Here is a 24,473-nt window from a genome sequence, read left to right as displayed (position 1 = left end):
ATTGGTTGTATGCTTTTTCCTTAAGTTTTGCAGGAGAACAGCAATGAACTGGATCGTACCTCCTATTGGCGCACGGCTGATCGCAGCTCTTTTTGCGGCGACGCTCCTGCTGAGCGCGTGCGACTCGGCCGAGGAGCGGGCCGAAGCGCATTTCCAGGCCGGGTTGGCCCATCTGGAAGCCGGTGATGTCGAACGCGCACTTGTTGAGTTCAGAAATGTTTTCAACCTCAACGGCCAGCATAAAGAAGCGCGACTGACCTTTGCCAGGGTGGAGCGCGAGCGCGGCAACATCCCGGTTGCATATGGTCAGTATCTGCGGCTGATAGAGCAGTACCCAGACAACCTTGAGGGCCATCGGAACCTTGCCGAGATGGCTCTGGAAGTGGGGAATTGGGAAGATGTCAGGCGTCACGGCGCATTGGCAAGTGCTCTGGCTCCGGATGATATCGAAATCAAATCCATCAATAATATGCTGGCTTATACCGACGCGGTCAGGGATGGGGATTTCGCAAGTGTGGACGTCGCCGTCTATAGAGCCCGCGAGATGATCAAAAGCCATCCGGAACTGATGACCGCGCGCCAGATCGTAATTGACCATCTGATCCGCGATGAGGACTGGCCGGGTGTTCTGCAGGAAACAGAGGTGGCCATAGCCACCGATCCAATGGAAGAAAGCCTTTATGGAATCCGGCTCCGCGCACTTCAGGAACTGGATATGCCCGCAGAAATCGAGGCGTTTCTTCGGCAGATGGCCGTGACATTCCCTGACGATGAGGGCGTCGAGCAGTTGCTTGTGGAACATTATATCGATCAGGGGAATCTGGATGCGGCAGAACAGATGCTGCGGGCCGAGGTGGATCCGCTCGCTGAAGATCACATGCCGACACAGCGGTTGATCGCCTTTCTGAACGATAACCGCGACTCTGCAGCGGCAATTGCCGAGCTGGATACGATCATCGCTCAGAACGGCCCGAACACGTTCCAATTCAAGACGGTGCGTGCAGCGCTGAAATTCCGATCGGGTGATGAACAAGCCGCGATCGCCGAGATGCAGACACTTCTGGAAGGCGCGGAAAGAAACATACAGACCCGCGCTAGTGAGGTAGAATTTGCCCTCATGCTGTTCCAGGTCAGCCAGCCCGATGAAGCCCGCGCTTTGGTTGAAAAAGTCCTGTCCGAGGATGCAGCCCAGGTCAGCGCTCTCAAGTTCAAGGCGTCCTGGCTGATTGACGAGGACAAGACCGGCGATGCGATTGTGCTTTTGCGCGAAGCGCTCGGTCAGGCGCCCCGTGACCCGCAATTGATGACCCTGATGGCCCAGGCGCATGAGCGCAACGGAGACAGAGAACTGATGGGCGAGATGCTGGCGCTGGCGACGGAAATTTCGGGGAACGCACCGGACGAAACGCTGCGCTATGTCCGATTTCTGATCGCGGAAGGTGATCTGGTGATCGCCGAACGTGTTTTGGCCCAAGCCCTGCGCCAGACTCCGGAACATTCCGAGCTTCTGCTTTTGTTGGGAGAAGTATATCTGAGCATGCAGGATTGGGACCGCCTGGAAACCGTCCTTCATGCCATCAGGGATCTGGACAGCCCGGGAACACGGCGCTCCGCGAATGAGCTCAGGGCGCACATGCTGGCCGCACAGCAACGCACACATGAGCTGACCTCTTTCCTGAACGAGCTGGCGGATGATCCCGAATTTGGCCTGCCCGCCGATATCGCGCTTGTTCGCCTGATGCTTACAAAGGGGCAGACGGCCGAAGCCTTCGCCCATCTTGACCAGTTGCTTGCAGAAGACCCGGATTCTTTGCCAATCCGCCTGATCAAAGCCCGCGCGTTGATCAGTGAAGGCGACCGCGGTGAGGCTGAGCAGCTCTACCGTGTCATTCTTGAGGAATATCCGACTACGACGCGGGCATGGATTGCGTTGCACGGATTGGCAACGGAACGGAACGCTCCCGATCAGGCTAGGGAAATTCTGACCGAGGCATTGACCAATCTGCCTGAAAACCCGGCCTTGCTCATGCTGCAGGCGACGGAGTACGAACGCAGCGGGGATCTGGACCAGGCAATCGCAACATACGAAAAGCTCTATCCGATCACCAATCGCTCTCTGATTGTAGCCAACAATCTTGCAAGCCTGCTGACAACACATCGTAACGATGAGGAGAGCCTGCGGCGCGCGCAAGTTTTGGCGCAACGTTTGCGCGGCACACAGGAACCGGTCTTTCAAGAAACATATGGCTGGGTCGCCTACCGGGTGGGAAATTATGAAGAGGCGGTCGCCTATCTTGAACCTGCGGCAGCGGCGTTCCCTGAGCATCCCCTGGTACTATATCATCTGGGGAAAACATATGCGGCTTTGGAGCGGAACGAAGATGCGCTGCGTCTTCTCCATAAAGCCAGGGCTTTCAGCGGGGTTTCTACGGAAGTCGCGTCATTGGTAGAGGCTGAGATTGAACAGCTGAACGCTGTACCCACCAACAGCCACTAACGCAGAGCTAATGACGCCGCTGCATTTCTGCCGCATCTTGTATGTATCAGACTCCCTGCTGATTGTTTTGCAGCTTGTGGGAAGGCATAAGTAGGAAAAAGTGAGAGATTTGAATATGCGTACAGTCATCGGGTCATTAATCGCTCTTGCCCTTACCATGATCGCGGCCACCGCATCATGGGCGCAATCCTATCAAATCCAACCGGGTGATGCGCTGCAGGTTGAAGTTCTCGAAGACCCCACCCTGAATCGGACCATTCTGGTTCTGCCGGACGGGTCCATCAACTTTCCGCTTGCCGGCTCGATCCGTGCGGCCGGTCAGTCGACCAGCGGATTAAGCGCGTCGCTCTCATCGGCGTTGGCCTCGAATTTCAATACGCCGCCGACAGTCTTTATTTCAGTGGCGTCGCTGGCTCCGCCGCCGCTTCTGGGCGGACAGGCCGCATCCGGACCAACCATCGATGTTTTCATCATGGGTGAGGTCAATGTGCCCGGCAAGCATCTGGCAACCGAAGGCACGACAATTCTTCAGGTTTTGGCTCAGGCCGGTGGTCTGACCAATTTCGCGGCTCGCAAGCGCATCGAATTGCGCCGGGCTGACAGTAAAACAGGCGTGATGAGAAAATACACCTATAACTACAAAGGCTCGGGCGGTGGCATCCAAGGCAATACAGTGCTTAGACCCGGAGACGTGGTTGTCGTACCAGCACGCCGCTTGTTCGAATAGGGGCTGATACAGGTGGGGAAATCCAGGAGCAGGCTGTCCACCATTCTGGGGGGCGGGATCGCTGTCATAAGTTCGTTTACACCAGCTGTCGGGCAGCAGGCCTCGACACAGCAAACGACTGCGCAGCAAACACAAACCTCGACACAGCAAACATCCGTGCAGCAGACAACCGTCGCACCGACAGTTGTGCAGCAGACACCCAGCCAGCAATTGATCACACAACGGGCACAGCGAAACCCGGCCCGAAGGGTCGGCCTGCCGACCGGTCAGCAGATTGGGACCGGGACCGGCCTGAGTGTGACCCTGGATTATCTCTCGTCGCTCAGACATGACAGCAATCTTCGCCTGACCGATCCTTCGCTTGGGTCCACGACCTGGTGGGAGAATACGCTGGCATTGGGTATTCTGAAGCAGACCTCGGATTCGAGATTGGCTCTTGACCTTTCCGGACTGTACCGGATCGCCAATGAGCCGATTATCGGGACGGATTCCAGCTTTGCGGACCCGTCTGCCCGCCTGTCGTATCAGCGGTCGCGCCAGAACAGCCAGCTTGACCTGCTATTGGATTACCGCGAACAGGATCTGGCTTTTAATCGTTCACTGACCGACACCAATCTGGATGGCAGAATCGATGCCGCCGATGTGACCGGAACCATCGGGGATCAGGTCAACTCCTTGGGCAACCTGAATTGGCAAACCGGCCTGAATGATCCAATCGGGTTCCAATTCATCTACAGCTATAGCGAACGCACTTATACAAACACGATCGATCCGAACCTGTTCGACAACAAATCAAGCGATTACACGGCGATCACAACATTGCGGGTGTCACCGGTTTTCCAAGCCAACTTGCGTCTCGGCTACACTGATTTCTCGGCAGAAGACAACGTGCGAACCGATGAGCAAACAACGGTTGTGACAGTAGGGGGGACCTATGACATATCCCCTGTCACCACCGTCAGTGCGAATATCGGTTACAGTCAGGTGGATGACACGCAGCGCACAACCAATACCAACACCGTGACCGAGGATTTCGTCTGGGATTTCGCATGGAACAAAACCCTGCCAGATGGTTCGGCGGATTTTCAGATTGACCAGACATTCGGGGTCAATGGGTCACGGATAAACGCAACGGCCGGCCGCAGTTTTCAGCGCGCCAACGGACTATTCAGCTTCAACCTGGGCCTGACCAGAGGACCATTCGACGAAGTCACACCGATCGGGCAGCTCGACTACAGCTATCAGCTGGCCAGTTCCCGGATCGGAGCAACGGTGCAACGCCGGGTCGGCACCAGTACGCAGAGCATAGAAACACGTGAAACACTGGTGTTTCTGACATATGACTATTTCATCAACCCGGTATCGGGTCTGTCTTTCAGCGTCGATTACATCGACCAGGAAGACGAGGGAACCGGTCAACCCAACCCGCGCCAGCGCGGTACGTTCAGTGCGTCCTATACACGGGCGGTCACGAAAGACTGGGCTGTAAACGTGGGGTACCAATATGAAATGGACGATCAGAACGGCTTTAAGGCAACTTCAAACTCGGTCTTTCTGACTTTGGGCCGACGCTTTTCTCTCAAACCCTGACGTTCATTCACGCGGTTCATGATATCGACAATCAGGACATCCCGCGCCCAATGTCCCGAAAACGGATCAAAATAGCGGGAACTTGAGCCGTCATAATTTCAGGCCACACCTTATTGTGCATGATGGACCGTGATGCATCACCTCGATTCGAAAAACAGCCGCAGTAATATCCTTGAAGCGGCCAGAAGAGACTTGCCGGTCCTGAACACCGTCGGGCTGTTCTGGTTTGTCCTGCTGCTGCTTGGATCGGTACCCGTCTTCTGGATCGGGATCGTGTCTCTGGGCGCCGCCTGGAGCACCCCCGAATACAGCCATGGCCCGCTGATCCCGATCATCTCACTGTATCTGTTCCTGCGTGAATTGCGGGATATGCCGCCACCCAACCCGGTTGTGCATGATCGCTGGCCAGGTGTGGCGGTGATTGCCGTGGCCCTGATCATCGCCATTCTGGGCAACCTGGCCCGTATTCCCGATATCGTCACCTATGCCATGATCATCTGGGTGGGCGGCGTCATGCTGACCGTGTTCGGCTGGCAGCGGGGCAAATACCACCAGCTGCCCGTGCTGCATCTGGTGTTCATGCTGCCGCTGCCGCAGTTCGTCTATTGGAAGCTCACGATCTTCCTGCAATGGATTTCGTCCGAACTGGGCGTCTGGTTCGTGCAGATGGCCGGTGTTTCGGTTTTCATCGAAGGCAACATCATCGATCTGGGGGTCTACAAACTGCAGGTGGCCGAGGCCTGTTCCGGGCTGCGCTATCTGTTCCCGATCCTGAGCTTCTCGTATCTCTTTGCCCTGCTTTACCGTGGCCCGATCTGGCACAAGGTGGTTTTGCTGGTTTCGGCGGCCCCTCTGACCGTGCTGATGAACTCGATCCGCATTGGCGTGATCGGCGTGCTGGTCAATCAGCACGGCATCGAGCAGGCTGAAGGCTTCATGCATTTCTTTGAAGGCTGGATCATCTTCCTGCTCTGCGTCGCCATTCTGTTCCTGATGGCCATCGGCTTGCAGCGCCTGGCGCCGAATCCGCAACCCTTTGCCGAGACCATTGATCTGGATACCCAGGGGCTGGGTTCTGTTGCCTTGCGTATCTTTGGCATTCGCGCATCGGTGGCGCTGGCGGTTGCGGCCCTTCTGACGCTGGCGGTTTCAACCGCCTGGACCCTGCGGCCCGCTTCCGAAGTGCGGCCTGTGGAACGTGACCCGTTTGTTCTCTATCCACGGCAGCTTGGCCCCTGGTCCGGGTCGCCCACCACGTTGGATCCACAGGTTGAACAGGTTCTGGGTGCCAGCGATTACCTCAATGCCACCTATATCAACACCGGATCGGGCGATTTCGTGAACATGTTCGTGGCCTTTTACGACAAGCAGACCGACGGCGACGGCATCCATTCGCCCGAAGTGTGCCTGCCGGTGGGCGGTTGGGAAATCTTCAGCCTTGAACCGTATGAGATCAACCCGGGCAACACGCCTTATGGCCGCTTTACGGTCAACCGCGCCGTGATCCAGAAAGAGCTGTCAAAACAGCTGGTCTATTACTGGTTCGAACAGCGCGGCAAGCGTATGGTCAATGATTTCCGCGCCAAGATGAGCGTTATTCAGGACGGCTTCACCATGGGGCGCACCGATGGCGCTCTGGTCCGGTTTGTGACCCCCATCCTGCCCGGTGAAACCGAAGCGGATGCGGATGCAAGGTTGCAACGTTTCATGGAGCCAAGCCTGAACCGCCTGCCCCGCTTTGTACCGTTTTAGAAAGACGGCAAGCTCGATGTGATCGCAGCGCCCTGCCCACCAGATCTTTCCCCTGAAGTCATTGCATCCCGGGTGTCAGATGGCATTAAGCACTATAGATTGCACAATGATCTGTTACTGATATCTGAGGGATCAGGTTTTTTAGTTCTTGGTATGTGGGTGGAAATGTGCCTGCGGCAGAAACGATTACGACACTTCGACGCCGTTCACTGCGCCCGGTTCTGGCACTGACTCTGTTTGCCTGCCTCGTTCCCCTGTGCGTAACCCCTGTTCTACCGCTGACAGATTTCTACGCCCATATTGCCCGCTATTATATTCTGGCCAAGTTGCCGGACTCGGTCATGTTGCAACAGAACTACGAAGCCGCCTGGCAACTGCTGCCCAATCTCGGGCTGGACATTCTGGGCACAGGTATCATGCATGTACTGCCCCCGCTTTTGGGGGCTAAGCTGATAGCGGGGTTGATCATTGCGGCCCCGTTCGCGGGTATTCTGTATCTGTCACGTGTTTTGCACGGCCAACTCTCGGTACTGACCGTTTTTTTGGCCGGTCTGGTGGCGTATAACCATATTCTGATCTGGGGTTTTTCGAATTTCCTGCTTGGATTGGGGGTTCTGCTGGGCGCAATCGGATACTGGATTGCGACACAGGACCGGCCTGTCCGGCAATTGACTGTGACTATGTGCATAGGTGTGCTCCTGTTTTTCATTCATGGGCTGGCCTTTGCGCTGTGGGGGTTACTGTTGGGTGCGGTCGAGCTGTCACTTGCTCTTGGACCCGGCCACCCGGGGGGGCGTACGCTTTTTTACAAAGCTTCAAGGCTTGCGCTGGTCGCCGTCATACCAACCCTGTTGTTTACCCAAACGAAAACCATAGGTGCGGGAAGCACCATACCGATAGAAAGTATTCTCGCCCATGCCGAACAGGGAACATTATGGGTTCGGCTGAGCACCGAAGCCTATCTGAGAGTTGATGGCTTCCTTCGCGTGGCCGAAACCACATGGCAATCGATCGACTGGGGCTTTGGCATCGTATTGTGGGGCGTACTGATCGGCGGGCTCGTGACCGGGATCTTGCAGATCGACAGACGCATGAAGCTTGCAGTGGCCCTGTGCGTTCTGCTGATCCTGATCGTACCCCCGACCCTGTTCGGTGTCGGGCATTTGGGCGAACGCATCCCGCTTTTACTTCTGGCGCTTCTGGCCGCAAGCCTGTCTCTGGCTCCCGATGTAAAATCACCGTCCCGCGAAATTGTCGTTGTGATGATCGCAGGGCTGTTTCTGGCACGAAACCTGATGCTGAGCATCGGATGGTATCAGGACAGCAGAAGTTACGTCTCGTATCTTGAAGCACTGAACAGCCATGATACGCGTAGCCTGGGCGCGGGTGCCTATGTCGAAGACGCCAGGAATCCACGCTTTTTTCGGCCCAATTGTCGACCCCTGTCCTTTCTCATGATTTTTAACGGCACCGCGATCCCCACCTTCGCCGATCCCACCCAGCACCCGCTGCACATCATCGGGCCGCTGGCCCAGGTGCAAAACGTGGTTCAGAGCGTTGCCTCGGACGCACATCATACAGTGCCATCCGCAATAGCCACATTGTCAAACGCCAAAGCTGACACAATTGTCGTTTGCTCGACGGAATCGTTTCCGCCAAAGATCCAGGGATTCAATATTCTTGCGACAACCGCACCATGGATATTGTATCAAAGATCAGCTTCCAAATAATTGTGTATCCCATGATAGTGCCAGTGACCTAGAGAACCGCAAATGAGTGAGTATAATGTGCATGTGATTTCGGGGAAGCCTGCGCTGTTTATCGCAGATCGATCAGACGGGCGGGATAACAATTTCAATCTGATCCGGATCATCGCGGCCAGTCTTGTGCTGGTGTCACATGCCTATCCTCTGAGTTTAGGCGCCGAGTTCGGGCAGCCGTTTGAATCCACACTGCATGGGCTGTCGCTTGGTCTGATGTGCGTATGGGCTTTCTTTGCAATTTCGGGTTTTTTCATTACACGCAGTTTCGACCGGAACCCGTCTGCAGCATCATTCCTGATAGCCAGAGCCCTGAGGCTGTTCCCAGCGCTTGCCGTGGTAACCGTGATCACCATTCTGGTTGCCGGGCTTCTGTTAACACAAGCGCCCCCTTCTGTTTTTTGGGGCGAAGCCGGCAGCTACTTCATCCGCAACATGCTGTTGTTCAAACTGCAATACACATTGCCGGGCGTGTTCGAATCCAACCCCTATGGTGCTGCGATCAATGGCTCGCTCTGGTCTCTTTCGTACGAGGTCACCTGCTATGTGGGCGTCCTCTTATGTGGCTTGCTTGGATTTTTGGGAAACAAAAAGATTTTTGCCAGTCTAACGCTGTTATTCCTGTGTTTCTATACAGTCATCGTCGTATTCATTGACGTTAATCCAAGGATCGAGGTCCTCACAAGGCTTGGTCTGCCTTTTCTATCGGGAATGGTTTTTTACATCTGGCGCCGGCACGTACCATTGTCCTGGTCGCTGCTGGCCCTGTCCGCCGCGTTGTCCTTTATGGCCTGGTTCACACCACTGTTTCTACCTGTCTTTGCGATCAGCCTGTCTTATGCCGTGATTTTTGCCGGCTATGTCAAAATCCCGCTTCTCTTGCGCTACAACAAGCTGGGCGATTATTCCTACGGGGTCTACATCTACGCGTTCCCGATCCAGCAACTGGTGGCGCAGTCTGGCGTCGTGACGCCAGTCATCAACATGGCGATGTCTTTCCCCCTCTCCCTGTTATGCGCGGTCCTGTCATGGCACTTCATTGAGGCTCCGGCCATGAAGCTTCGGTTTCCGAGGAAAGCGCATGGGCAGGCAGGAACAAAACAAGTAGCAAAGTAGCGCTCTGGCCGATTACCCCTTCCAGATCCGCTGATACGCCGCGATCAGCGCGGGCACCTGATGCGGCCAGGCCATTTCGGACTCGACCCGGGCGCGGCCATAGCGGCCCATGGCGGCACGACGTTCGTCATCGGCCAGCAATTCGGTGATCTTGTCGGCCATATCCACCGGATCGTTGGCCTTGGCGTAAAGCGAGGCTTCCTGCGCCGAGAACCGCCCTTCGGTCACGTCGAACTGAACGATGGGTTTCTCGAAGGCCATGTATTCGAGGATCTTGTTCATGGTGGATTTGTCGTTCATCTCGTTCACCCGGTCCGGGTTCACGCAGACATCGGCGGTTGACAGGATCTCGAACAGATCATGATCGGGGGCGCGGCCAGTGAAAGTGACATACTCTGACAGGCCCATTTCAGCAGATTGTTCGCGCAGCTTGTCCAGGCTGGGCCCCCCGCCCACAAGGCAGAACTGGATATCGTCGCGGCCCTGAACCTTGACCAGATGCGCCACGGATTCCAGCAGCAGGTCGATCCCTTCCTGATCACCCATGACGCCGACATAACCCACCATGTATTTCCGCCCGTTGCGCCAGGCCGGGTTCGGCGGCAGATGCTGCAACCGGCTAAGGTCAGGACCGGACCGGACGACAAACACATCCTCGGGCGCCATGCCGCCGCGTTCGATGGCGATCTTGCGATAGCTTTCATTGGTGGCAATCGACACACGGGCCGAGGCAAAGGTCAGCCGCTCGAACGTCTTCATCAGTTTCCAGAAGAAACCGCGCTTGTTGAACTTGGCCTCGTAAAGCTCGGGGTTGATGTCGTGGTGATCGAACAGATAGCGCACGCCAAACAGCTTGAAGGGCAGCGCCACCAGAAAGATCAGATCGGGCGGGTTGCAGCCATGGATGACGTGAAAGCCGCGGGTGAATTTGATCTTCAGCGACAGCCAGCTTTCCCAGAACAGCGCCGCGCCATATTCCAGCAGATACCCCAGCGCCCCGCTGGCATCCAGCGGCAGCGGGTGGCGATAGACCTTGATGCCCTCGTCTTCCCACACGCGTTCCTCATGGCCCTTGCCGGTGGGGCAGATGACCGAGACCAGCGCGCCTGCGGCGGCCAGCGTGCGCGCCTCCATCCAGACGCGGCGGTCAAAGGGGACGGGCAGGTTTTCCACCACGATCAGAACCTTGAGGCCCTTCAGGGGCTGGCTCTGGCGCAGCTCTTCGAACGAGATCGGCTGAACGGCGGGCACAGGGCTAGTCATATTCATAGGTTCTTACCACCTCTGCATCACCCAGGTTCAGATCATTCACGATCCGGTTTGAACCGACCACCAGATCCCAAGGCCCGGCCTCGGCCGTGGCGCGGTCCACCAGCAGGCTGCCCACGTTGGGCAGGTGGGTAAAGGCATAACCAAGGTTCTGCCCCCGCAGATCGGCCGGTTTGATGGCCGGATCATAGATCGACAGCTGATAGCCCGCCTGCAACAGGCGCCGGGCGATATCGACATTGGGGCTTTCGCGCAGATCATCGGTTCCGGCCTTGAAGGCCAGCCCGGCCATCAGCACCCGGCCCCCATCAGGCAGCCGCGCCATGATATCCTGCGCCTGATAGGTTTTATGCGCCTGATTGGTCTGCAACAGGCTGTCGATCAGATGCGTATGCGCCCCCACCTCACCGGCGATATGTTGCAACGCACGCACATCCTTGGGCAGGCAGGACCCCCCGAACGCGCCCCCCGGACGGGTGTAATAGGCCGAGATGTTCAGCTTGGTGTCCGAGACGAAAATCTCGTGCATGGTTTTTGCCGACACGCCCATGCTGTGACAGATGCGGCCCACCTCATTGGCAAAGGCCACCTTGGTGGCGTGCCAGGTGTTGTCGACGAATTTGGTGATCTCGGCCTCTTCAAAAGCGGTATAGAACACCGGCGCATCCAGGCCTTCGTGCATTTCGTCCATCACGGCCGAGCGGTTGCCATCGGCGGTGCCCACAACGATCTTGGGCGGGTTGAAGAAATCATCCACCGCCGAAGCCTCGCGCAGGAATTCGGGGTTATAGACAATCTCGATCGCCTGTCCCGTCCGATCGCCCAGATAGCTTTGGAAGATCGGCTCGATCAGCTGCCGCACCGTGCCCGGCCGGAAGGTGGATCGGTACGCCACGGTCAGCGGTCGCGCGCGGTCGGGCGAAACGGCCTTGGCAATCTGCCGCGTCACCTCGGCCACGAAATTCATGTTGTGCGACCCGTCAGTGGAACTGGGCGTGCCGACGCAAACGATGGCCAGATCCACATCCGACAGGTCGGGGATTTCAACCGTGGCGCGGATCAGGTTCTTTGCAAGCGCCTCGGTCAGCAGTTCGGCCACCTTGGGTTCCTTGATCGGAGGCTGCCCGGCATTGATTTCCGAGACCTTGTCGGCATTCACATCGACGCCGATCACCTCATGCCCCTCACGGGTCAGACAGCACGCTGCCGTGAACCCCACATATCCCAGACCAAAAATCGCAATCTTCATACTGTTATACCATCTTGAAAACAGGCGCCGGGTCCAGAAAACTCCGGGCTCTTCTACTTGTTACCCTTGCGCAGTCAGAATCCAATCTGAGACACTGAGGCGAAACTTCATTTTTCTATGTGATATTCTGCGCCGACTCGCCGCGTCGGTACTGATTGAAACATGGTGTACCTCTCTGAAACTGGAAAAACATGCGATTTCAACACAAAAATATACTTACAGGTTTGACTAGCAGCCAGCCGACTAAATTCCTAGAACAGCAAGTGCGGGTTTTTTGAAGCGACGTTGAGGGTAGCCAGATTAGAAACATTGGCACGTTGATAAGTTTTTTGTTCCGAGTATGGAAAGGCAAACCTTTTGAAGCCTCCAGTTGAACCAGGCGCGACTATCGCCCCGGGCACACCCGATCACAGCGCGACCCTTACCAGGGGGGCCGCAACATTGTTTGCGTCGGGTGTTTTCAGCCAGTTTCTGGGCGTTTTGACATTGGTGGTGACGGCCCGTCTTCTGACGCCGACGGATTTCGGGATCATTGCCTATTTCATAATCGCGGCCGCGTTTCTGGAAATCGTCCAGCGGGCCGTTTCCATGATCCTGATCCGCCAGCCCGAGATCACCGACGATCACCTGAACACCGTGTTCACGATGCAGGTGCTGTTGGGCGTCTTTTCGGCACTCCTGATCTGGGCCAGCGCCCCTCTGATGACATTTTTTGGGCTTGCGGAACTGACATCGCTTATCCCCGCGCTCTGCTTCATCGCTATCGCAAGTTCCATCAAGAGCACACGCTTCCCACTTTTGGAAAGAGATCTCCGGTTCGGTTTCATCGCAGGGGAAGAAACGACCAGCCGAATTGCATATACATTGATGGCCATCAGCCTCACATGGATCTGGCGTGATTACTGGGCCATCGTGGTCGCCAGCGTCATCACTCAGGTCATCCGGGTCATCTGGTCCTTTTCCGTTGCCCCGATGCGGCCCAGGTTAACGCTCCGATGCTGGCATGACTGCATTGATGTGTCATCATGGTCACTGGGGGCCCAGATCACCCAGTTTCTGATCAACAACATGCCCCAGATTGTCATCGGAAGCATGCTGGGTCTGGCCGATGCAGGGATTTTCAGGGTCGGCTATCGTCTTGTGGTCCTGTTCACCAGCCAGATCATCGGCCCGTTGGAACGGGTGGTTTACCCAAGCCTTGCCAATGCCTCCCGGACCCAAGGCTCCAGCCAGGAAGCCTTCGAACGGGCCAACGCCATCCTTCTGGGGATCATCGTTCCAGCCAGCGTCGGCATGGCCCTGGTTGCCAATCACCTGATCGTTGTCGTGGCCGGTTATCAGTGGCTGGCCGCTGCACAGGTCATCTGGGTGCTTGCCCCTTTGAAAGCGATCGAGACATTGCAGGCCAATGTTCGGTCTGCAAGCTACGTCGAAGGCTCTACAAAGCGCCTGTTTCTCCGCAACACAATCCTGCTGATCGCCACAACTGCGCTGACGGTGCTGGGATCGAACTACGGCTTTACCGGCGCGATCCTCGGCTCCGGAGCCGCCAGCCTGTTTGCGATCGGTCTGGCGCTGATCATGGCCAAGGATTTCGGAACCGGTGGGTTTTTGGCACCGATCCTGATGGCCTGGCGTACATTTGCGTCGACCTTTGCCATGTTGCTTGCCGTTCTATTTGTCAGCAGTGCCTATGGCAGTGGCGACGCAGTGGGATGGGCTTACGAGACAGCGGAAGACCTGCCGCTGCTACGTATCCGGTTCTCGGTCAAAGTTCTCGTCGGAGTTTTTGTCTATGTTGGCACACATCTGCTGCTCTGGCGCCTTGCCGGGAAGCCAAAAGGGTTCGAGAGCCTGGCGCTGGAGCTTGCCGCAAAACTCAAACGCAAGCTGTCCAAGGCAGCGTGATGGCCCCGGTTACGCTGACCTCACTCTGCATAAACCGCCCGCCTGATCAGGCCACAACTTCACTTTTGAGTTGCGCTATTATGTGATCGATATGCGCAGCCGAAAGGTACTGGTGCACTGGCAAAGATACGACATTGTCTTTCAGGGTCATAGCCTCGGCCTGCCCTGACCAGTCGAGATTGCGGTTGAAGCCCGCCCACCAGGCAGTGGCACCAATCCCGCTTTTTTTCAGCGCCCGCACGACCCGGTCACGCCCCGCGACTATGATCGGCATATTCAGCGGACAGGCATCGACCGGAAGCTCCGGAACAAGCATGCGTATCTCGGGAAACTCGTTGAAAGCATCCCGGTACCGCTGCCAGTTTGCCCGTCGGACCGCAATGGTTTCTGCTACGGAATAGGCCCGCAATGGACGGGATGTGAAGACACTCATCTGTGCGCAGCGCAGCGCCGGGTCGAAATAATAGTGCCCCGGAATGTCTTCCGGTTGATCCCCGTCACTGTGGGGCAGCGGTTCTTGTCGGCCGCGTGCCTTCTGAAGCATGGCCTGCATACGAGACAGCCCCAATACGGTTGCCAAACCAGCGCGCAAAAGTGTTTTGGCCACGTCCTTGCCCGGGGCAGGCCGCGGAAACGGATGCCTAGCGCTCAGGTCCGGCGCATTGATGACCATGGCCCCACCACCCGGAACAGGCACAAACTTGTAGAAGCAGAAAACCGATACGTCTCCGGTGCGGCCTTCTGCCGGCGAAGCACCGCTGAGAAGGCTCAATGCACAATCTTCGATCATCCGCAGCCCATGCTGATCGCACAAGGCCCGCAGGTCCTCCAGGTATGGCTGCAGCACACCAAAATAGTGGATCACATATATCGCCTTCGTCCGCCCGGTAATAAGTGGCGCAATCCGTGCGGGATCGGCACGCAGGTTTTCGGAAACCGGATACAACCGAACCGAAAGGCCCGCATCAATCAGCGGGTCGACCTCGGAACCGCAATTATAGGCGGGGGCCAGAACTTCATCCCCGGGTTGCAACCCCAAAAGGTCACAGGACGCCCGGATTGCCACGCGGGTATTATAGCTCCAAAACACCGACCGGTCCTGGAACAGGGCTGTGTACCCGCCAGCAGAATCCCGGCGAAACAGATCGGACAACCGCATGACAGGATCGCCGCAATAAAGTGCGTTCCCACGGTCAGTCATTCGATGCCAAACTCAGAGGCCAAAATTTACCCGCACCCGATCTTAATACAGTCTTGTCTTTCAAGGTTTCGCACCGTCAAAATATTACCTCAATATACTGATCTAAATGATTTGACTTTTATAGCTACTTTTCGACAACAACGGTCCCGGTACGGTCACGTTTTAAGTGTTCACAGAATGTGGCAGTGTTAAAAATTTGGAATGTAAGTGGTTAACGAGAGCGAAGCATCATGGTTTCATCGCCGCCCGGCACGAGTAGCGAATACGCTGTATCTATCATTATCGTGAACTGGAACACCCGGGACATTCTTCGGGACTGCTTGGCGTCCATTGCGCATGAGACCCGGCTGCCGCACGAAATCATCGTTGTCGACAACGCCTCCAGCGATGGCTCACCTGAAATGGTGGCCGATGAATTTCCTCAGGTCCGGTTGATCGCGAATACCAAAAATCTGGGCTTTGCCGCTGCCAACAATCAAGGGCTCGAGATTGCTACAGGCGCCAAGCTGCTGCTGCTCAATCCCGATACGATCATCCTAGATCATGCTATCGATGTTATGAGCGCCTGGCTCGACGCGCATCCGGATGTCGGATGCGTCGGCTGTCAGGTCTTCGAAGGCCCTGAAACCATCCAGTTAACCTGTTTTGCCGATCCCGGACCGCTCAGCTTGGCAGTGATCGAATTCGGACTGAAACGGCTGTTTAGCTGGCCGGAATATGGGGGCTGGGACCGGACAACGCAGCGCGACGTGGATGTGGTGTCGGGCATGTTCATGCTGGTACCACGCCCGGTCTTCGAAGAAGTCGGTTCGCTGGATGACGCGTTCTTTATCTATTCGGAAGAAGCTGACTGGTGCCGACGTATCCGCAATGTTGGCAAACGCTGCGTCTTCGCGCCCGAGGCACGGATTCTGCATCTTGAAGGCGGCTCGAAAAGCACCGCTCAGATCAAATCGCGCATGTATGTGCAAAAGCAAAAAAGCAAGACGATCTACGCCAGAAAGCACTACGGCCGAAGCGGTGAACTGATAACGCGCGCGATCTTCCTCAGCAGTGCAATGTTACGCGGGATTGCCTTTGGCTTGATCGGGCTTCTACGCACCACGCCCGATCACAAGGCCAGGCTGCGCCTGTCCGGAGCGGCAATCCGGTATCATCTTTTCGGTCAGGAACCGATGGCATGAGGGACGCCATTTCCAACAATGCAGATATCGAGCTTGAGTGTGTCGAAATACCTGCACACAAGCTGAGCATACAAGCTAGCTGGGACAGTTTTGTCTCAGCGTTGGGTGCCGAGATATATTTCCTGTCCGACTGGCAATCTGCGTGGTGGGACCATTACGGCAAAACGTTTGCCGCCAGCCGGCATCCCGTCAGCTATATTCTGCGGAACGGTTCAGAGATTGTTGGCGTTCTGCCCTTTTGCGTTGAAACGCTTTGGGCCGGCCCCATTCCGGTGCGCGTCGCCCGGCTGGCGGGCGTGGATCCTAATTTCGCGGTCATGGAACTGCCCATTGCCGCCGGTTACGAAAACACAGTTCTCGGGGCTGTCATTGAACACCTGACCGATCATTTGAAATGTAGCGTCGTAAGCCTGTCGCCCTTGTCAGAACGCGCAGGGCAATTGGAAAACCTGCGTGCCCTGAATGGGCGTGGCCTATCCGTTTTGCGCGACATCAGCACCCGCGGGCATACACTGATGACTCTGCCTGATACCTTTGATGCGTTTATGGCCTCGCTTTCGAAAAGCCGCCGCCGTGAGGTCCGGCGGGACATCAAACGCCTGACCCCGGCAGGTGAGGTCTTGCGCACTGTTAGTTCCACGCCGGAAACCGTCGATGCAATGATGGATCGGTTCATCGCATTGCATACGCGACAATGGGAGGCCGCCGGAAAAGGGGGGCATTTTTCCGACTGGCCGGTTGCGGCAGCGTTCTATCGCAGCCTGATGCAAGGCCTGAGCCCGAAAGGCCATGCGGCAATCGATGAACAATGGCGGGATGAAACGCTGCTGTCCAGCCAGTTGCGTTACACCCTGAACGGCAAGGTGCTTTGGTGGCTGAATGCACGGGAAGTCGATGCCGAATTTGCAAAGGCAGGCCTGGGCCGCGTCGGTCTGGTCACGCGTGTTGAAGAGTTGATCGATCAGGATGCGCACCTGATTGAAGCCGGCGCCGGCGAGTATGAATACAAGCTGAGCTACGGAGGAGATTTGGTGCCGCTTTACAATATCGTTCTGGCACCTGATCGGGCTTCAGCGCGATTACGAGCCCGCCTATTGCTTTTGTGGGCGGATGCACTGCATTTCTTTTACTACCGTGTCTGGTTCCTGAAAGTCCGCCCGCGGCTGGGAATCCGGCCGAACAGCCTCTGGAGCAGCTGGATACGGATGCAATTATGAACACGACCCTCTCGTTTCAGAAAGTCACCGCGGAAGACTGGCCCCGGATCAGCGCCGGTTTTCACGATCTGACATACGAACAGACCCTGACGTATGCGCAGGCCGCAGCACAACGGATCGGCGCCACGACTGATTTTATCACCCTGTCAGATCAGGCAGGTCAGCTGACCGCTGCCGCCTGCCTGCGCGTAAAGCGCGTGCCCGGCCTGGGGCGCGGTATCGCCTGGATCGCAGCAGGCCCCATGATGCATCACCGCGAGCAGCCCGAAATCGACCAGGACCGGCTGGATGCAACATTTGCGGCACTGCGCGCCTATGCCCAGAAAACCGGGCATATCCTTCGGCTGCGGCTTCCCGCACTGCCCTTTTACGACGTACCAGCAATAGATCAGTCTGCCGCAGCAGCGGGTTTTTGCACCACCGATCGCTCTCGGCTTTATCGGACAGTCGTCATCGACTGCGAACAGGACGAAGAAACATTGCTCAAGGCGCAACATGGCAAATGGCGCAACCATCTGCGCAAATCGTTGAAAAGCGATCTGTCGCTGGAAAGCGCCCCGATCTCCGAAGCCTCAGGCAGATTTCATGAACTCTACCAGCAGGTACAGGCCACCAAAGGGTTCGAGCAACCTGATATCCCCCCCGAATTCTACTATCCACTTCAGGGCGCTGATTTTTCCCACGAGGTTCTGTTTGCCCAAAAAGATGGTGTCGACATAGCCGGCATGACAATCGGCCGGACAGGGAATTTCGCAGTCTATCTGTTTGGCGCGACAACGGATGTGGGGCGCCGCTGCAATGCCGGCCATTATCTGATGTGGGAATCCATCCTGAGGCATCGGACACAGGGCATAAAATGGTACGATCTGGACGGTATCGACCCTAATATCAATCCGACCGTCACAGAATTCAAACAACGGACCGGTGGAACGGACTTGTTGGCGGCCGGACCTTATGAGTACCGACCCGCCGGATTGGGTTCGGCTTTGATAGGCACCGCCGAAACGCTTCATTCCCGCTTGAAAACAGCACGCTAATGACCACTGGAACGAGTATCATTTTTCACGGCATCGGCACACCGGAACGTGCCCTGGAACCGGGTGAGGCCCCTTACTGGCTGTCAGTCAGTCAATTCGAATATGCGCTCGACCGGATCGCCCATGCCCCCGATCCGGACCATTTCACGATCACTTTCGATGATGGCAATCTGTCAGATTACAGTATCGCCCTGCCCGCCCTTGCGGCCCGCAACCTCCGGGGGCGATTTTTCGTACTCACCGATCGGATCGGGCAGGTGGGCTCGCTGGATGTCGAACATCTTCATACCCTGCGCGACGCAGGCATGACAATTGGAAGTCATGGCATCGGTCACACGATGTGGCCCACCCTGGATGATGCTGCACTGACCGAAGAGCTGTGCGCATCACGGGCGCAGCTTGAAAAAATCTGCGGACATCCGGTGACAGAGGCGGGCATCCCCTTCGGGCGCTATGACGCAAGGGTCCTTAGGGCCTTGCGCGATGCGGGGTACACCGCCGCCTGGTCCAGCGATGGCGGCAATTGGCGCGCAAACAGTTTTCTGCGGCCACGGACTTCGTTGCGTGGTGACATGTCCACGCACGAGATGGGTGCCACTTTATCCGGTCAAATGCCGCCCCTGCGCCGTTTGCGGCGGGCTTTGGGAATGTCTCGGCGGCGCTGGATGACGACCGGCTGAACCGGTTCTGACAGCCCGCCTTGCTGGTAGCTCGGCCGGAACAATCTGTGGAAACCGCGTATAACGCAATTTCCTGCCTTCAGTCGGTGTCTGTACACTGTCGCCGCCCTGGCTTTCCTGATCATCAGCATCAAAAAGCCAAACCCCCGCCCCCAAAAGAAACATGAAGAAACAGAAGGTAGAGTCCCACAAATGCACCGTGATCGCGGAAACACATAGGCCCAGCAACGCAATCAAATACCCAAGACGGGCGTCTGCGACGGCGCCGGTCAAATTCCTGTTGCCGGCTTGGAAAAAGACAACCAACACCGCACCCAACAGCAGAAATAGCCCCGGGAACCCATGCCGCAATGCTATCACCAGCCAGAAATTGTCCACCGTGGTCAACATGGCCATCCAGTGGGGTCGCGTATAGTCATTCAACCCGATTCCAAACAACGGGTTCTGCAGAACATCGTCAGAGGCGAAGGTGAAAATATTGATCCGCGTAAATGCGGTGCCCGGTGTCAAAGTGAAGTGTGTTGCGAAGATCTGAAACATAGTCCGATTGGAACTGACTTCGCCGACGAAGTACAAAAAGGAGAAAATATAGAGAAGAATTTTCCACCTATTCTTCAGGAACCAAAATATCCTGTTCCACGCCATCAGCATCATCTGAAGGATGACATTCATGAAAGCACCCGAGGACAAGGAACAGAAGACGGTGCCCCCAACGATGGAAACGAGACCAACCTTTTTGTTAAAGGATTTATTCCATCCCAACACATACCAGGTAAGTGCAAAAGCCGGTGCACAGAACACTCCAAACAAAATCGGATGCGGCATCGTTGTCTGAGCGCGCAGCAATCCCAGTCTCGGTGGAAAATACCACTTTTGATAAACACTCATCACCTTCCCAAACAGATTCAGGAGCGGCATCTTACCCGTGACAGCTTCATAAGCCGCAAACGGTAAGAGAACCATGATCAGAATGAAGAGGCATTTCACAAAAAACCGGAACGCATCCAAATTGCGAATATAAGTTCGGGCAATAAAATAGGGGGTTAGCGTTTCTATCATGAACATTCCGATGAACTGCCACAGTTCCTGAATGCCGTGATTGACGGCCAAAGTCAGGCTGGCCCAGAACGCAAAGCCGATCACCAGGAAATCGACCGCCCTGATTCTACCTGCCTTACCGCTCAGCCATCCAAAAACAGCAGGGAACATGTAAAGAAGCAGGATCACGCGATAGCCGTTGAGTTTCAGCCCGCCAAGAAAGAAATAGAATGGCATCGCAAAAGATATGACGAGCAACATCAGGACAAGCGGTTTTGTCACCTGTTCTCTCGTTTTGGCTGATGACACAGCAATCATTCGAATTTCCTGCCCTTAACTCAAGTAACTCTTCAAAAACCAAAAAAACTGGTGGCTTTCATAGCCACGCCCTTGCCATTAAACACGCCAGCGAAAATCATCCATGTCAGTCTTCATTGAGTGGGATAGTTCTTTGCCAGCGTTGATCCGGCATTCAGGCGATCCATGAGACTGCCGGGACGCACGCCAAACTCATTGTACCCCTTTTCCCGCCCCAACGCATGGTAGATGAATTGCTGATCATAATACCCTTCCTGAGACGGGTTTTGATCCTGAATCATGGCATTGTTAAGAAGCACCCAATCGCGCTGGTTTTCATACCCCATGATGTTTGCCGCGGCGTTCTGTTCGATGACAACGGATGTCGAGTCCGGTGAGATATTGATTACCGGCACAGAATGGCCACCGGGCACATTGATCAGAGAGTTCTTTCTGACCGAAATGTTGTCGGAACCGTAGATGGAAATGCCGTGGACATGGCCGTTGTAAATCATGTTGTTTTCGATCAGCACGTTCCGATGCCGCACCTCGGGGTCTCCGATGTTCTTTCCATCTCCGCCAGCCCAGATCGTCTGGGCAAAGTCGCCGGCACCTACATCGAAGACATTGTCCCGGATCGTGATATTGGCGCTTCCGCTGTTATTGGCCCGCTGGATCTGGATCATATCGCGGTGATCGCCAACGCCATCGGCCCCGCCAAAGTTATGGATGTAATTGTTCTGCACCAGGATGTCGTCGACATTGTCGAACACCAGACCATCCGAGCGGATCGAATGCACGTCGCTGTCAGTGATCTTTATGCCGTCTGTATTAATAGCGATGATCGCCTTCCACCATGTGAGAAACTCGGAATTTGAAATATCGACATTGGCGGCGTGGAACACCAACAGACCTGTACCAAACCCCGCCCCGTCTTCTGGCGTTCCGGTGCCGCGTGCGACATCCCCGCTGAACACGGAGTTGGAGATAGTGATGTTCCGGCTGTTGCGAACAACAAAGTTGGCCAGGTGATACGGGTCAGCGTTCTTGAAGGTATAGTCGAACCTGATGCCATCCAGATGGACATTCTCGGCCCCGTCAAGAATGGCGACACTGAAACACGCGAGGCTGGCAGGATCAGCCGATCTGATCACCACCGGTGACGGGAAAGCCTTGCCCAGTTTCAGAGTACCATAGTTTCCGGGTGCAAGCAGATAGACCTCACCGCCACGGGCATTCTGCAAAGCACTTGCCAGCGTTGCTGCGTCGGAAATAGCCTGACCTTGGGTTTGGGCCGTGAATCTGGGTTTGAATTGCTGCCTGTCGCAAGGGGTCTTTGCATGCAAGGCAGGGCTAAAGAACAGCAGGATCGCACCTGCCAGCGCAAGAATACGTGATCTGGACATGACGTACCTTTCTGATCTGCGACCGTTCGAAAGCTTAGTCGAACCCCCGCATACTGTCTATTGTGGTGCCCCTCGGATCGCATGACATTTCCGAGACACTCAGCGGTGCTTTTCCGGGGTGGTCTCAATTAAATCTGTAAGTTGCCGTAGGGGCACCGGGCAATTCATTGCCGACACCTACCAGAGATACGCAAGGACGCGCCGGAATAGTGGCAATTATGTGTTCATTGTTGCTTAACGGGAATCAATTATCCAAACAGACGCCAACCGCCAAGGGAAATGGAACAATTCCCAGTATCGAGTATCGAGTTCACTCGGAAATGAAGGCAAAGGGACGCCATTGTCCCAATACAGGCAACAATTTCCAAACATAGCCATATTTAGGCCACTCTACTGCCCTCGGGCAGCTGTTCCATTTGTCCTGGGTGTGCGGGAACTCGTGCGCTGCCACTCACAGCGCCTATGAAACAGAAGGTGAAATATGTCGACGACAATTACGGTAACCTCTGCGGCAGAGCTGAACCAGGCCTTGTCACAGGTGACAGGTGGGGAAACAATACTGCTTGCGGCCGGCAATTACGGCAAGCTCAGCCTGAATGGTAAACAGTTTTCATCTAACGTAACGATTAAATCCGCTGATCCGAATGCGAGCGCAAGCTTCTCTGAAGTGCATCTCAATGGGGCGTCGAATGTAACGTTCGACACGATCAAATTCGATTACACGTACAGCTCTGGAGACTATCACTTCCAGAATAAATTCAGCGTCACCAACAGTTCGAACATCACATTCCAGAATTCGAACTTCGACGGTGATTTTGCCAGCGGCACCGGAACATCTGCAGATGGCACTGGATATGGCACCGGTCTGATGATCTCCGGTTCCAACAATATCGACGTCATCAATACCGAATTCTCGAAATGGTGGAAGGGCGCCATCGCTCTTAATTCCGATGGGGTGAGCTTTACCGGGAACGACGTTCATTCGATCCGCTCAGATGGTCTGGTGTTCGACAATGTAGACAATATCCTGGTCGAGAATAACTATATTCACGATTTCGGCGGCGCTGCAGGCGCAGGCGATCACCGTGACATGATCCAGATCCAGCGCGCAAACGGCAGCGGCAGTGACAACATCACCATCCGCAACAACGTCTTTGACATGGGACAGGGAGACTACACCCAGACCATCTGGTTTGGCGGTGACGGCAAGGATCTCAGCGACCCAAATGTGCTGCACCACAACGTCCTGATCGAAGGGAACGTGATTTACAACGGCCACCTGCACGGCATTTCGGTTTACGGCGTCGACGGAATTACCATCACCAAGAACTCGGTTCTGCACGTAGACGAGAAAACCCAGACAGGCGGCATTGAAATTCCGCTCATCTTTGTCTCGAACGGCTCCAAAAACGTCACGATCACCCAAAACATCACGTCGCAGGTTCTGGGGCATAATGGTCAGCCGGACTGGAACGTCGGCAACAATGTCCTAATCAAGCCCACAGAGTACGACCAGCACTTTACCTATCAGGCCACGGCGCAGACGGATGGCTACAATCAGTACGTCGTCATACCAGGAAGCCCGGCGGACTTGGCAAATGCGGGTTCGGACCTCGCAAACAGCATTACGGGCCCTTACATCGATTGGCTCAAAAACAACGGGTATACTGTGATCAGCGCTCCATCCCAGCCCAATACTGGAACGAGCCAACCCAATATCGGGGTGAACCCACCTGATACCGGGACAAGCCAGCCTGACACTGGGACGAGCCAGCCCGATACCGGAGAAACACAAACCGGGACAGAGACGTCCCCTCCGGCCACAGAGCAGCCTCAAACCGAGGCAGAGGCGACACCTCCCGCTACAGAACAGCCTCAGACCGAGGCAGAAGCGACACCTCCCGCCACAGAGCTGCCTCAGACTGAGGCAGAAACCGAAGTCGAAGAACCCGTCAACATTGCCGAACCTGAAGGCGAACTGATGATCGACATAAGCAATCAGGACAGCCGAGGAAACATTGGCAAAGTGCTGGGTTACTCTGACGCCGAAGAAATTGCTTTCTCGGTCGAGATGACCCGAGATGAAGAGGATACCGGTGCCGAGCGACTTATCTGGAACCACTCGAACTTCGGCCTGAAACTGACCAAAAAGGGACATCTGGTCGCGAAAGTCGACAACAATGATGGCGGTTTCCGTGACGGTTATAAGATCAAGAATCTTGATCTGAATGACGGAGAGACGCACCAGGTGACCATGATGGTCGATCAGAACACCGATCGCCTTCAGGTTCTGGTAGACGGTGCTGTTGTCCTGGACGAAACCGAAACGGATTTCGACTTTGCAGGCGGCCGGGAACGCGACTGGTACGTTGGTGACAGCGTGGAAACCTTTGGCATCGGAGATGATGCCGATTTCCTGGACACATCATCGAATCCATACTCGGATTTGTTTGCCTGACGGCAACAACCCCCTCTGACTAGAACAATTGTCGATCAAACCACGGGCGGGGCTCAGATTTGAGCCTCGCCCGTGTCTTCTCCGGGC

The 24,473-nt window shown here is 55.7% G+C and carries 17 protein-coding genes; 12 read left to right on the top strand and 5 right to left on the bottom strand.

Translation table 11 applies throughout. The annotated features are described in order from the left end of the window. Positions 1 to 43: 43 nt before the first annotated feature. The 6 genes from GS605_RS19360 to GS605_RS19335 all read left to right on the top strand — a co-directional run bounded on the left by GS605_RS19360 (position 44) and on the right by GS605_RS19335 (position 9,442). Complete coding sequence (locus GS605_RS19360) at positions 44 to 2,497, top strand: tetratricopeptide repeat protein (RefSeq protein WP_171725022.1); 2,454 nt, start codon at positions 44 to 46, stop codon at positions 2,495 to 2,497. Between the two features lie 115 nt (positions 2,498 to 2,612). Then, a complete protein-coding gene (locus GS605_RS19355) occupies positions 2,613 to 3,224 on the top strand; it encodes a polysaccharide biosynthesis/export family protein (RefSeq protein WP_171637905.1) in 612 nt (203 codons plus the stop codon). Between the two features lie 156 nt (positions 3,225 to 3,380). Next, the gene (locus GS605_RS19350) at positions 3,381 to 4,814 is read left to right on the top strand and encodes a hypothetical protein (RefSeq protein ID WP_171725021.1); all 1,434 of its coding nucleotides are present in this window, start codon (positions 3,381 to 3,383) and stop codon (positions 4,812 to 4,814) included. A gap of 132 nt (positions 4,815 to 4,946) precedes the next feature. Continuing rightward, entirely contained in the window at positions 4,947 to 6,566 is a 1,620-nt protein-coding gene (gene xrtD / locus GS605_RS19345) for a VPLPA-CTERM-specific exosortase XrtD (RefSeq protein ID WP_171725020.1), read from the top strand. Between the two features lie 167 nt (positions 6,567 to 6,733). After that, complete coding sequence (locus tag GS605_RS19340; RefSeq protein ID WP_171725019.1) at positions 6,734 to 8,296, top strand: hypothetical protein; 1,563 nt, start codon at positions 6,734 to 6,736, stop codon at positions 8,294 to 8,296. Between the two features lie 42 nt (positions 8,297 to 8,338). After that, positions 8,339 to 9,442 carry an acyltransferase gene (locus GS605_RS19335; protein WP_253283359.1) on the top strand — a complete coding sequence of 368 codons (1,104 nt, stop codon included), beginning with the start codon at positions 8,339 to 8,341 and terminating at the stop codon, positions 9,440 to 9,442. A gap of 12 nt (positions 9,443 to 9,454) precedes the next feature. Here the strand turns inward: GS605_RS19335 and GS605_RS19330 are convergent, their stop codons facing one another. Beyond that, positions 9,455 to 10,711: a glycosyltransferase family 4 protein gene (locus GS605_RS19330; RefSeq protein ID WP_253283358.1), complete on the bottom strand. Its 1,257-nt coding sequence runs from the start codon at positions 10,709 to 10,711 to the stop codon at positions 9,455 to 9,457. Beyond that, on the bottom strand, positions 10,698 to 11,960 hold the full coding sequence (locus tag GS605_RS19325) for a nucleotide sugar dehydrogenase (RefSeq protein ID WP_171725017.1): 1,263 nt from the start codon (positions 11,958 to 11,960) through the stop codon (positions 10,698 to 10,700). Before GS605_RS19325 ends, GS605_RS19330 begins: the two co-directional genes overlap by 14 nt. Before the next feature lie 357 nt (positions 11,961 to 12,317). Here GS605_RS19325 and GS605_RS19320 point away from each other — a divergent pair, with 357 nt between their 5' ends. Continuing rightward, positions 12,318 to 13,868, top strand: coding sequence for an oligosaccharide flippase family protein (locus tag GS605_RS19320; protein ID WP_256369032.1), 1,551 nt, complete (start codon positions 12,318 to 12,320; stop codon positions 13,866 to 13,868). Between the two features lie 46 nt (positions 13,869 to 13,914). Here the strand turns inward: GS605_RS19320 and GS605_RS19315 are convergent, their stop codons facing one another. Continuing rightward, complete coding sequence (locus GS605_RS19315; RefSeq protein ID WP_171725015.1) at positions 13,915 to 15,069, bottom strand: DegT/DnrJ/EryC1/StrS family aminotransferase; 1,155 nt, start codon at positions 15,067 to 15,069, stop codon at positions 13,915 to 13,917. A gap of 230 nt (positions 15,070 to 15,299) precedes the next feature. Here GS605_RS19315 and GS605_RS19310 point away from each other — a divergent pair, with 230 nt between their 5' ends. From GS605_RS19310 to GS605_RS19295, 4 genes are read left to right on the top strand one after another with little or no spacing between them, the layout of a single operon-like run. Next, positions 15,300 to 16,253, top strand: a complete 954-nt coding sequence (locus GS605_RS19310) for a glycosyltransferase family 2 protein (RefSeq protein ID WP_171725014.1) — start codon at positions 15,300 to 15,302, stop codon at positions 16,251 to 16,253. Next, positions 16,250 to 17,470, top strand: coding sequence for a GNAT family N-acetyltransferase (locus GS605_RS19305; protein ID WP_171725013.1), 1,221 nt, complete (start codon positions 16,250 to 16,252; stop codon positions 17,468 to 17,470). The genes GS605_RS19310 and GS605_RS19305 overlap by 4 nt, the downstream gene beginning before the upstream one ends. Beyond that, a complete protein-coding gene (locus GS605_RS19300; RefSeq protein ID WP_171725012.1) occupies positions 17,467 to 18,507 on the top strand; it encodes a peptidoglycan bridge formation glycyltransferase FemA/FemB family protein in 1,041 nt (346 codons plus the stop codon). Before GS605_RS19305 ends, GS605_RS19300 begins: the two co-directional genes overlap by 4 nt. Then, positions 18,507 to 19,187, top strand: a complete 681-nt coding sequence (locus GS605_RS19295; RefSeq protein WP_171725011.1) for a polysaccharide deacetylase family protein — start codon at positions 18,507 to 18,509, stop codon at positions 19,185 to 19,187. The genes GS605_RS19300 and GS605_RS19295 overlap by 1 nt, the downstream gene beginning before the upstream one ends. On the opposite strand, the gene GS605_RS19290 is transcribed toward GS605_RS19295, so the two are convergent. Further along, positions 19,107 to 20,543 (bottom strand): O-antigen ligase, encoded by a 1,437-nt coding sequence (locus tag GS605_RS19290; RefSeq protein ID WP_171725010.1) that lies wholly within the window; start codon positions 20,541 to 20,543, stop codon positions 19,107 to 19,109. The genes GS605_RS19295 and GS605_RS19290 overlap by 81 nt on opposite strands. 113 nt (positions 20,544 to 20,656) lie before the next feature. Beyond that, positions 20,657 to 21,928 (bottom strand): right-handed parallel beta-helix repeat-containing protein, encoded by a 1,272-nt coding sequence (locus GS605_RS19285; protein WP_171725009.1) that lies wholly within the window; start codon positions 21,926 to 21,928, stop codon positions 20,657 to 20,659. 481 nt (positions 21,929 to 22,409) lie between these two features. Here GS605_RS19285 and GS605_RS19280 point away from each other — a divergent pair, with 481 nt between their 5' ends. Further along, complete coding sequence (locus tag GS605_RS19280) at positions 22,410 to 24,386, top strand: right-handed parallel beta-helix repeat-containing protein (protein WP_171725008.1); 1,977 nt, start codon at positions 22,410 to 22,412, stop codon at positions 24,384 to 24,386. Positions 24,387 to 24,473: the final 87 nt, after the last annotated feature.

Source organism: Ruegeria sp. HKCCD7559, from assembly GCF_013110575.1.
Taxonomy (GTDB): domain Bacteria; phylum Pseudomonadota; class Alphaproteobacteria; order Rhodobacterales; family Rhodobacteraceae; genus Ruegeria.
Note: the sequence above shows the minus strand (reverse complement) of the source record. Positions and strands in the feature narration are given on the sequence as shown.